The sequence below is a fragment of the Klebsiella aerogenes KCTC 2190 genome, from assembly GCF_000215745.1.
GTDB lineage: Bacteria > Pseudomonadota > Gammaproteobacteria > Enterobacterales > Enterobacteriaceae > Klebsiella > Klebsiella aerogenes.
This window is the reverse complement of the sequence record NC_015663.1, coordinates 439,807-451,650: the sequence shown is the minus strand read 5'-3', so window position 1 is coordinate 451,650 and position 11,844 is coordinate 439,807. Positions and strand designations below refer to the sequence as shown.

The window sequence follows — 11,844 nt, the reverse complement described above, 5'->3', positions numbered from 1 at the left end:
GAGCGAATATGTTAAGGGTGTACCACTCAAACCGTCTGGATGTACTTGAAGCGTTGATGGAGTTTATCGTCGAGCGCCAGCGGCTGGATGACCCTTTCATGCCGGAAATGGTGCTGGTGCAAAGTACCGGTATGGCGCAATGGCTACAAATGACGCTGGCAAAGCGCTTCGGTATTGCGGCGAATATCGAGTTTCCGCTGCCGGCCAGCTTTATCTGGGATATGTTCGTTCGCGTGCTAGACGATATTCCCGGCGAGAGCGCCTTCAGTAAACAGAGCATGAGCTGGAAGCTAATGACTCTACTACCGCAGTATCTCGACGATGACGCCTTCACATTGCTGCGCCACTATCTGAGCGATGACAGCGACAAGCGTAAGCTATTCCAGCTAGCCGCGCGGGTAGCCGATCTGTATGACCAGTATCTGGTCTATCGCCCGGAGTGGCTGATGCGCTGGGAGGCCGATGAACGGGTTGACGGGCTGGGCGACGCTCAGCAGTGGCAGGCTCCGCTGTGGAAAGCGTTAGTCGAATACACCGCGGAGCTTGGGCAACCGCTGTGGCACCGCGCTAATCTGTACCAGCGCTTTATCAGCGCGCTGGAAAATGCTGACCAGCCGCCAGCCGGGCTGCCGTCGCGGGTCTTTATCTGTGGCATCTCCGCGCTGCCGCCGGTGTATTTGCAGGCCCTGCAGGCGCTGGGCAAGCACGTCGATGTCTATGTACTCTTCACTAACCCCTGTCGCTACTACTGGGGCGATATTAAAGATCCGGCGTTTCTTGCCAAACTGATGTCGCGCCAGCGCCGCCACCACCGCGAGGCGCGCGAGCTGCCGCTGTTCCGCGACACTGAACAGGCGCCGGGGTTGTTTAATGATGATGGCGAGCAGGATGTTGGCAACCCGCTGCTGGCCTCGTGGGGCAAGCTCGGGCGCGATTATATCTATCTGCTGGCCGGGCTGGAGCGCTATGAAGAGCTGGACGCCTTTGTCGATATCGCCCCCGATAACCTGCTGCATAACCTTCAGGCCGATATTCTGGATCTGCGCAACGCCGCGGTGGCAGGGCGCACCGCGCAAGAGTTCGCCAGCAGTAAGAGCAAGCGTCCGCTGGCGACTGACGACCGCAGCCTGGCTATCCACGTCTGCCATAGCCCGCAACGCGAAGTGGAAGTGCTGCATGACCGGCTGCTGGCGATGCTGGAAGAAGACCCGGAGCTGACGCCGCGCGATATTATCGTGATGGTCGCCGATATCGACAGCTACAGTCCCTATATTCAGGCGGTATTCGGCGCAGCGCGCGGCGAACGCTGGCTGCCGTGGGCGATTTCCGACCGTCGGGCGCGGGAATCGCACCCGGCGCTACAGGCGTTTATCACGTTGCTTTCTCTGCCGGATAGCCGTTTCGCCAGTGAAGATGTGCTGGCGCTGCTGGATGTACCAGTGCTGGCGGCGCGCTTCAATATCAATGAAGAGGGGCTACGCTATCTGCGCCAGTGGGTCAATGAATCCGGCGTACGATGGGGTATGGATGACGACAACGTGCGCGAAATGGATCTCCCGGCGACCGGTCAGCACACCTGGCGTTTCGGTTTAACACGTATGCTGCTGGGATATGCGATGGACAGCAGCCAGGGCGAGTGGCAGTCGGTGCTGCCCTATGATGAATCCAGCGGGCTGATTGCCGAACTGGTGGGGAATCTCGCTTCGCTGCTGATGCAGCTCAATCTGTGGCGCCGCGGTCTGGCACAGGATCGCCCGCTGACAGAGTGGCTGCCGGTGTGCCGCGATCTGCTCACGGATTTCTTCCTGCCAGACAGTGAAACCGAAGCGGCGCTGGCGCTGATTGAACAGCAATGGCAAGCCATCATCGATGGCGGGCTGGATGCGCAGTACGGGGCTGCCGTGCCGCTATCGCTGCTGCGCGATGAGCTGGCGCAGCGCCTCGATCAGCAGCGCATCAGCCAGCGTTTCCTGGCCGGGCCGGTGAATATCTGCACCCTGATGCCGATGCGTTCTATTCCCTTCAAAGTTGTCTGCCTGCTGGGGATGAACGACGGCGTCTACCCACGCACCCTCGCGCCGCTGGGTTTCGATTTAATGAGCCAAAAACCGCAGCGCGGCGACCGTAGCCGTCGCGACGACGACCGCTATCTGTTCCTGGAAGCGCTGATGTCGGCAGAACAGAAGCTATACATCAGCTATATCGGCCGCTCTATTCAGGATAATAGCGAGCGTTATCCTTCGGTGCTGGTACAGGAACTGGCGGACTATATCGGTCAGAGCCACTGCCTTGAAGGCGATGAAGTGCTGGACTGCGATGCCAGCGAACGCCGCGTTAAAGAGCACATTACCCATCTGCATACGCGCATGCCTTTTGATGCCGCCAATTACCTGCCGGATGAAGATCAGAGCTATGCAAGAGAGTGGCTGGCCGCCGCCAGCCAGCAGGGAGAGGCGCATAGTGAATTTATCCAGCCGCTTGCGCCGCTCGATATCGACACGCTGCCGTTCGAACAGCTGTTACGCTTTTGGCAGCATCCAGTGCGCGCTTTCTTCCAGCAGCGTTTGCGGGTGAATTTCCGCTCTGAAGAGAGCGAGATCCCCGAAGATGAGCCTTTCGTGCTTGAAGGGCTAAGCCGTTACCAGTTGAACCAACAGTTGCTGAATACGCTGATTGAACAGCAGGATGCGTCAGCGATGTATCGTCGTTTTCGTGCGGCGGGGGAGCTGCCCTATGGCGCGTTTGGCGAACTGGCGTGGGAGGCGCAGCGTCAGGAAATGCAGAACCTGGCTGAGCGGGTTATCGCCAGTCGTCAACCCGCGCAAAGTATGGAGATTGACCTACAGTGCAACGGTATCAATCTCACCGGCTGGCTACAGCAGGTACAGCCGGATGGGTTATTGCGCTGGCGTCCATCGCTGCTGAGCGTCTCTCAGGGCGTGCAGCTTTGGCTGGAACATCTTGTCTATTGTGCTAGCGGCGGTCTCGGCGAAAGTCGCTTGTTCGTGCGCAAGGAAGGCGAATGGCGTTTCCCGCCGCTGGCGGCGGAGCAGGCGCAGGCGTATCTGAATGAGCTGGTAGAAGGCTACCTGCAGGGGATGTCAAAACCGCTACTGCTGTTGCCGGAAAGCGGCGGCGCGTGGCTAAAAGCCTGTTATGACGCGGAAAAGGATGTCATGTTAATGGATGACGATACGCAACAAAAAGCGCGTAGCAAGTTCCTTCAGGCCTACGAAGGTAATATGGTGGTGAGCGGCGAAGGTGCCGATATCTGGTACCAGCGCCTGTGGCGCACTCTTGAGCCTGCGTACTATGAAGAGATTATCGCGCAGGCGCAGCGTTATCTGTTGCCGATATTTCGTTTCCATCAGTCCGAATAAAATTGTAATAGTATAAAAATTGCGCAAAAGAAGGTTGTTCATTTATTATGCGCAGCGAATCACGGACTGATGTTTTAAATACCCGGAAGATGGCCCGAGCCTGATGATGGGTATCCACGCTGACGCTATGCAGCGCGAAGTTTGTTAATGATGAGGTCCGTGAATGCCCCGCAGTTTATGGTTCAAAGTTCTTGTTGTAGTGGTCGCCCTTTGGGCGCCGTTAAGTCAGGCAGACACCGGATGGCAACCGATTCAGGAAACCATCCGTAAAAGCGAAAAAGATCCCCGTCACTATCAGGCTATTCGCCTGCAAAACGGCATGGTCGTGCTGCTGGTATCCGATCCGCAGGCGGTAAAATCGTTGTCGGCGCTGGTGGTGCCGGTGGGTTCATTACAGGATCCGGCCGACCATCAAGGGCTGGCGCACTATCTCGAGCATATGACCTTAATGGGCTCGCAGAAGTACCCGCAGCCTGACAGCCTTGCTGAATTCCTCAAAATGCACGGCGGCAGTCATAATGCCAGCACGGCGCCGTATCGCACCGCCTTCTACCTTGAAGTGGAAAACGATGCTCTCAACGGCGCTGTCGATCGGCTGGCCGATGCCATTGCCGCGCCGCTGCTGGATAAAAAATATGCCGAACGCGAACGTAACGCGGTCAACGCCGAATTGACTATGGCGCGCACCCGGGACGGGATGCGCATGGCGCAGGTGAGCGCCGAAACCATCAACCCTGCGCATCCGGCTTCACAATTTTCCGGCGGTAACCTCGATACGCTGAGCGACAAGCCTGGTAGCCCGGTGCTTGATGCGCTACACGCTTTCCGCGACCGCTGGTACTCGGCAAACCTGATGAAGGCAGTTATCTACAGCAATAAGCCGCTGCCTGAGTTGGCAAGCATTGCCGCCGCGACCTACGGGCGGGTGCCAAACCACGACATCAGCAAGCCGGAAATTACCGTACCGGTCGTGACCGATGCGCAGAAGGGCATTGTGATTCACTACGTGCCGGCGATGCCGCGTAAGGTGCTGCGCGTTGAATTCCGCATCGATAACAACAGCGCTCAGTTCCGCAGCAAGACCGATGAGCTGGTGACCTATATGATTGGCAACCGCAGCCCCGGCACCTTATCCGACTGGCTGCAGAAGCAGGGGCTGGCGGAAGGGATTCGCGCGGATTCCGATCCGGCGGTCAACGGTAATAGCGGCGTGCTGGCGATCTCCGCTACCCTCACCGATAAAGGCCTGGCGCACCGCGATGAAGTTACCGCCGCTATTTTCAGCTACCTGAATTTGCTGCGTACACAGGGTATTGATAAGCGCTACTTTGATGAATTAGCCCACGTGCTGGAGCTCGATTTCCGTTATCCGTCGATTAACCGCGATATGGATTATGTGGAGTGGCTGGCCGATACCATGATTCGCGTGCCGGTAGAGCACGTACTGGACGTGGTTAATATCGCCGACCGCTATGATGCCCAGGCGATCAAAGACCGTCTGGCGATGATGACGCCGCAAAATGCGCGTATCTGGTACATCAGCCCGAATGAGCCGCACAACAAAACCGCTTATTTCGTCAACGCGCCGTACCAGGTCGATAAAATTAGCGCCCGGACCTTCGCCGACTGGCAGCAAAAATCTGCTGCCATCAAGCTGCAGCTGCCGACGCTGAACCCGTATATTCCGGATGATTTTACGCTGATTAAGAGCGATAAGGCCTACCCGCATCCGGAGCTTATCGTCGATGAGCCGACGCTGCGCGTGGTGTATGCCCCCAGCCAGTACTTTGCCAGTGAACCAAAGGCCGACGTCTCGCTGGTGCTACGTAACCCGCAGGCGATGGACAGCGCGCGCCGTCAGGTGATGTTCGCGTTGAATGATTACCTGGCCGGTATCGCCCTCGATCAACTTAGCAATCAGGCCGCGGTAGGCGGGATAAGCTTCTCGACCGGCGCCAACAACGGTCTGATGGTTAATGCCAACGGCTATACCCAGCGTCTGCCGCAGCTCTTTACCGCGCTGCTGGACGGCTACTTTAGCTATACGCCGACCGAAGAGCAGCTTGAGCAAGCGAAGTCCTGGTATGCCCAGATGATGGATTCGGCGGACAAAGGCAAAGCCTATGACCAGGCGATTATGCCGATTCAGATGCTGTCGCAGGTACCCTATTTTGAGCGTAAAACTCGTCGCGATTTACTACCGTCAATCACCCTGAAAGAGGTGATCAACTACCGCGATAACCTGAAAGCAAGAGGGCGGCCGGAGCTGCTGGTCATCGGTAACATGAGCGCCAGACAGTCCACCGATCTGGCCCGCCAGATCCAAAAACAGCTTGGCGCCGATGGCAACGAGTGGTGTCGCAACAAAGACGTGCTGATCGACAGCAAACAGCTGGCGATGTTTGAGAAAGCAGGCAGCAGCACCGACTCCGCGCTGGCGGCGGTTTTCGCGCCGCCAAACGTCGATGAATACAGCAGCATGGCCGCCAGTTCGCTGTTAGGGCAGATTATTCAGCCCTGGTTCTACAACCAGTTACGTACTGAAGAACAACTCGGCTATGCGGTATTCGCCTTCTCAATGAATGTGGGCCGCCAGTGGGGGATGGGCTTCCTGCTACAGAGCAGCGATAAACAGCCGGCCTTCCTCTGGCAGCGCTTCCAGGCCTTCTTCCCGACGGCGGAAGCCAAACTTCGGGCGATGAAACCGGAAGAGTTTGCCCAGATCCAGCAGGCGGCGATTAGCCAGATGCTGCAGGCGCCGCAAACGTTGAGCGAAGAAGCATCAAAGCTGAGCAAAGATTTCGATCGCGGTAATATGCGCTTCGATTCACGTGATAAAGTAGTGGCTCAGATGAAACTGCTGACGCCGCAAAAACTTGCCGACTTCTTCCATCAGACGGTGGTGGATCCGCAAGGCATGGCACTGTTATCCCAGGTTTCCGGCAGCCAGAACGGCAAGACGGAATACGCCGCCCCTGAAGGCGGTAAGGTATGGGAAAGCGTCAGCGCATTGCAAAAATCCTTACCCCTGATGCGAGAGAATGAATGACCGAAACCGCTGAGTCTCTTGACCCACTCCGCTTGCCCCTGACGGGCGAGCGGCTGATAGAAGCCTCCGCGGGCACCGGAAAAACCTTTACCATCGCCGCGCTATATCTACGGCTGCTGCTGGGGCTGGGGGGGGAATCTGCTTTCCCCCGGCCGGTCAGCGTGGAAGAGCTGCTGGTGGTTACCTTTACCGAAGCGGCGACGGAAGAGCTGCGTGGGCGCATCCGCAGCAATATTCATGAACTGCGGATCGCCTGTTTGCGTGAGAGTTCCAGTAATCCTCTGTATGCCTCTCTGCTCGCGGAAATCGCCGATAAAAACCAGGCGGCGCAAACGTTGATGCTGGCGGAGCGGCAGATGGACGAGGCGGCAGTCTTTACCATCCACGGCTTCTGTCAGCGGATGCTAAGCCTCAACGCCTTCGAATCCGGCATGCTGTTTGAACAGCAATTGATCGAAGACGAATCCCGCCTGCGTTATCAGGCCTGCGCCGACTTCTGGCGTCGCCACTGTTATCCGCTGCCGCGCGATATCGCCGCGGTGATCCATGAACAGTGGAAAGGACCACGCGATCTGCTCAAGGCGATCGACCGCTGGCTGCAGGGCGAAGCGCCGCAGCTAAAATCGCCGCCGCCCGCGGAAGAGACGCTGGCAAGCCGCCATCAGCAAATCCTGGAACGTATCAATGCGCTGAAGCAGCAGTGGCGGGAGCAGGTTAGCGAAATTGAAAACGTGCTGGAAAACTCAGGGCTCGATCGCCGCAAGTTCAACCGCGGCAACCAGGGCAAGTGGATCGAAAAGGTCAGCGCCTGGGCGCAGGAAGAAACGCTGAGTTATCAGTTGCCTGATGCGCTGGAAAAATTCTCGCAACCGTTCCTCATTGAGCGCACCAAAGACGGCGGCGAACCACCGTTGCATCCGTTATTCAGCGCGGTAGAGGCGCTGCTCGCCTCACCGCTTACCTTAAACGATCTGGTTATCGCCAGGGCGATGGTGGAGATCCGTGAAGCGGTCGCCCGCGAAAAGCGGCGTCGAGGCGAACTGGGCTTTGACGACATGCTCAGCCGCCTTGACGACGCGCTGCGCGGCGACAGCGGCGAAGCGTTGGCCAGCGCTATTCGTCAGCGTTTCCCGGTGGCGATGATCGATGAGTTCCAGGATACCGATCCGCAACAGTATCGTATCTTCCGCCGCATCTGGCGTCGCCAGCCGGATACGGCCCTGCTGCTGATTGGCGACCCGAAACAGGCGATTTACGCCTTCCGAGGCGCCGATATTTTCACCTATATGAAAGCGCGTGGCGATGTCGCTGCCCACTATACGCTGGATACCAACTGGCGTTCGGCGCCGGGCATGGTACAGAGCGTAAATCGTCTGTTCGGCCTGAGTGATAATCCATTCATGTTCCGCGAGATCCCATTCTTGCCGGTGAAGCCAGCCGCTAAAAATCAGACGTTGCGCTTTACCATTGATGAGAAGCCGATCCCGGCGATGAACATGTGGTTAATGCCTGGCGAAGCCGTCGGTTCTGGCGATTATCAGTCTTTTATGGCGCAATTGTGTGCGACGCAGATCCGCGACTGGCTCAGCGCCGGCCAGCAGGGGCGCGCGCTGCTGTGGCGCGGCGAAAAAGCCGAGCCGGTGCGCGCCTCCGATATCACCGTGCTGGTGCGTAACCGTCTCGAAGCGGCGCTTATTCGCGATGCGCTGCAGCTCTTGTCGATCCCGTCGGTCTATCTCTCAAACCGCGACAGCGTTTTTGAAACCCCGGAAGCGCAGGAATTACTGTGGGTTCTACAGGCGGTACTGGCGCCAGAGCGTGAAAACACGCTACGCAGCGCGCTGGCGACGTCGATGTTTGGCCTTAATGCGCAGGATATCGAAAACCTCAATCAGGATGAACGTGCCTGGGATGCGCTGGTAGAGGAGTTCAGTGAATACCGGCAGATCTGGCGCCAGCGCGGCGTGATGCCAATGCTGCGCGCGCTGATGGGGGCACGTCATATTGCCGAAAATCTGCTGGCGACCCACGGCGGCGAACGCCGTTTGACCGATATTTTGCACATCAGCGAATTGTTACAAGAGGCGGCTAATCAGCTGGAGAGCGAGCACGCGCTGGTGCGCTGGCTGACGCAACATATCGCCGAGCCGGACAGCAATGCTTCCAGCCAGCAGATGCGTCTGGAGAGCGATAAGCATCTGGTGCAAATCGTCACTATCCACAAATCAAAAGGACTGGAATATTCGCTGGTCTGGCTGCCCTTTATCGCGCGCTTTCGCAAACAGGATCAGGCGTTCTATCACGACCGCGATTCCTTTGCTGCGGTACTCGACCTCGGAGAGGGGGAGAATAGCCTTGAGCTGGCGGAAGCCGAGCGTCTGGCGGAGGATTTACGCCTGTTGTATGTGGCCCTGACCCGCGCGGTGTGGCACTGCAGTCTCGGGGTTGCGCCGTTAAGTACCCGCCGAAGCGATAAACCTGGCAACAGTGATTTTCATCACAGCGCCCTCGGCCGTCTGCTGCAGGACGGCGAGCCGATGGACGCGGCGGGATTGACCGCGCGGCTACAGGCATTATGCCACGATGATATTGCGCTATGTATTCCCGATACCATGGACCAGACACCGTGGCAGGCGCCGGAAAACGCGCTACCGTCGCTTTCGGCGCGGACGGTTGAACGCCAGGTGAGTGACGACTGGCGGGTGACCAGTTATTCCGGCCTGCAGCAACATGGTTCCAGCGCCGGTCAGGAGCTGCTACCGCGTCTCGATATCGACGCCGCGGGCGTTGGCGAGGTGGCGGAAGAGCCGCAGCTCACGCCTCATCAGTTCCCACGCGGCGCGTCGCCGGGGACTTTCCTGCATAGCCTGTTTGAGGATCTCGATTTCAGTCAGCCGGTACCGGTTGACTGGATGGCGCAAAAACTACAGTTGCACGGTTTTGGCGAAGAGTGGGCGCCGGTGTTGAGCGAATGGCTGGACGGCGTGCTGCGAACACGCCTGCCGGGGGCTGAAATCGCCCTGAATCAGCTGGGCGTGCGGGATAAACAGGTGGAAATGGCCTTCTATCTACCGATTGAACAACCGCTGGATCCGCTGCAGCTGGACGCGCTGATCCGCCGCTATGATCCGCTGTCGGCTGATACCCCGGCGCTCGATTTCCGCCAGGTCCGCGGCATGCTGAAAGGGTTTATCGATCTGGTATTTCGTCATGATGGTCGTTATTACCTGCTGGACTACAAATCTAACTGGCTGGGCGAAGATCGCGAAGCCTATACCCAGCAGGCGATGATCCAGGCGATGCGCCTGCATCGTTATGATCTGCAGTACCAGCTGTATAGCCTGGCGCTGCACCGTTATCTGCGTCACCGTATTGCCGATTATCACTACGAGCGGCACTTTGGCGGCGTCATTTATCTCTTTTTACGCGGCATGGACGGGCAGGAAGGCGGGCAGGGGATCTTCACCACCCGCCCGGCGCAGCCGCTGATTGACGGCCTCGACGCGCTATTTGCCGGTGTTGCCCAGGAGGTGGACTCATGACCATGGATGAACTGCTGCTGGCCGCCGCCGAGCAGCGTTTGCTGCGACCGCTGGACGTACAGTTTGCGCTGATGGTGGCGCAGGATGCCCCTCCGGCAGTGAAGCTGGCCGCCGCGCTGTTGAGCCGGGATGCCGGAGAAGGTCATGTCTGCCTGCCGCTGTCGCGCCTCAACGCTGAAGAAGCGCTAAGCGGCAAGGCCGGCGAGATCCGCGACCAGTTGCTGGCGATGGCCGGAGAGCCGCAGGACTGGCCTCAATTGTTGCTTTCTTCGTCAGCGGTGAGCCGCGGCGACGAACCGACGCCGATGATTTTATGTGGCGAAAGGCTGTACCTGAACCGCATGTGGCGTAATGAACTCACCGTCGCCCGCTTTTTTAATGAGACGAACCGGGTACTGGAGGTTGATGAAGGGCGGTTAACGGCAACCCTGAATGAACTCTTTCCTGCGACCGACGATATCGACTGGCAAAAAGTCGCTGCGGCGGTGGCGCTGACCCGGCGCATTTCGGTGATCTCCGGCGGTCCCGGCACCGGCAAGACCACTACCGTCGCGAAGCTGCTGGCGGCGCTGATTCAGATCAACGACACGTCGCGCTGTCGAATTCGGCTGGCGGCGCCGACCGGCAAAGCCGCAGCGCGCCTGACGGAATCCCTTGGGGCGGCGTTAAGAAAACTTCCGCTTAGCGATGAGCAAAAAGCGCTGGTTCCCGCCGATGCCAGTACCTTGCATCGCCTGCTGGGGGCGCAGCCCGGCAGCCAACGCATGCGCTACCACGCCGGGAACCCGCTGCATCTGGATGTGCTGGTGGTCGATGAAGCCTCAATGATCGACTTACCGATGATGTCGCGTCTGATTGATGCTTTGCCGGAACATGGGCGGGTGATTTTTCTCGGTGACCGTGACCAGCTTGCCTCCGTGGAAGCCGGGGCGGTGCTTGGCGACATCTGCGCCTGGGCGACATCCGGTTATACCGCGGCGCGAGCGCAAGAACTGTCGCGTTTGACCGGCGCAACGGTGCCGGCGGGGGAGGGGCAGATGGCCGGGGCGTTGCGCGATAGCCTGTGCCTGTTGCAAAAAAGCTACCGCTTTGGCAGCCATTCCGGTATTGGCAGCCTGGCGCGGGCGGTCAATGCCGGTGCGCGCGCAGAAGTGAAAGCAACATTACGCCAGCCGTTTGAGGATATCGTTCTGCAGCCGCTCAGCACCACCGAGGAGTATGAAGCGATGCTGATGGCGGCACAGGAGGGCTACGGTCGTTATCTGCAACTGCGCCGCGAGCAGGCCGCGCCGGAGCAGATGATTGCCGCCTTCGGCGAATTTCAGCTGCTGTGCGCGCTGCGTGAAGGGCCTTACGGGGTAAGCGGCGTGAATGAACAGCTGGAGCAGATGCTCCACCGTAAGCGGGCGATTACGCTACCGCGCCATTCACGCTGGTACGATGGCCGCCCGGTGATGATTTCCCGTAACGATAGCGCGCTGGGGCTGTTTAACGGTGATATTGGTATTGCGCTGGAAAGGGACGGCGAACTTCGCGTGTGGTTCCCAATGCCGGATGGCAGCATTAAATCGGTGCAGCCAAGCCGCCTGCCGGAACATGATACCGCCTGGGCAATGACGGTGCATAAGTCGCAAGGGTCGGAGTTCGATCATGCGGCGCTGATCTTGCCTTCTCGTAGCGTACCGCTGGTGACCCGCGAGCTGGTTTATACCGCGATTACCCGCGCCAAACGGCGCCTGTCGCTTTACGCCGACGAGCAGGTACTGGCGCAAGCCATCGTGACGCGCACCGAACGGCGCAGCGGCCTGGCGGAGATTTTCGCGCATGGCGGAAAGCCCGGATAAGGCGCAGCCGCCATCCGGGGGAGCCCTGC

4 protein-coding genes are annotated in these 11,844 nt (G+C 58.8%); all 4 read left to right on the top strand.

The window, feature by feature from the left end:
- Positions 1-8 precede the first annotated feature (8 nt).
- Complete coding sequence (recC, locus tag EAE_RS02195; RefSeq protein WP_015703323.1) at positions 9-3,380, top strand: exodeoxyribonuclease V subunit gamma; 3,372 nt, start codon at positions 9-11, stop codon at positions 3,378-3,380.
- 163 nt (positions 3,381-3,543) lie between these two features.
- The gene (ptrA, locus tag EAE_RS02190; protein ID WP_015703322.1) at positions 3,544-6,429 is read left to right on the top strand and encodes a pitrilysin; all 2,886 of its coding nucleotides are present in this window, start codon (positions 3,544-3,546) and stop codon (positions 6,427-6,429) included.
- Positions 6,426-9,971, top strand: a complete 3,546-nt coding sequence (gene recB / locus EAE_RS02185; protein ID WP_015703321.1) for an exodeoxyribonuclease V subunit beta — start codon at positions 6,426-6,428, stop codon at positions 9,969-9,971. Before ptrA ends, recB begins: the two co-directional genes overlap by 4 nt.
- Positions 9,968-11,815, top strand: a complete 1,848-nt coding sequence (gene recD, locus EAE_RS02180) for an exodeoxyribonuclease V subunit alpha (RefSeq protein ID WP_015703320.1) — start codon at positions 9,968-9,970, stop codon at positions 11,813-11,815. The genes recB and recD overlap by 4 nt, the downstream gene beginning before the upstream one ends.
- The last annotated feature ends 29 nt before the right edge of the window (positions 11,816-11,844 follow it).

Bases quoted from the DNA above. Each gene is read 5' to 3' on its own strand.
- recB (WP_015703321.1), top strand. From the start codon at position 6,426: ATGACCGAAACCGCTGAGTCTCTTGACCCACTCCGCTTGCCCCTGACG.
- recD (WP_015703320.1), top strand. From the start codon at position 9,968: ATGACCATGGATGAACTGCTGCTGGCCGCCGCCGAGCAGCGTTTGCTG.
- ptrA (WP_015703322.1), top strand. From the start codon at position 3,544: ATGCCCCGCAGTTTATGGTTCAAAGTTCTTGTTGTAGTGGTCGCCCTT.
- recC (WP_015703323.1), top strand. From the start codon at position 9: ATGTTAAGGGTGTACCACTCAAACCGTCTGGATGTACTTGAAGCGTTG.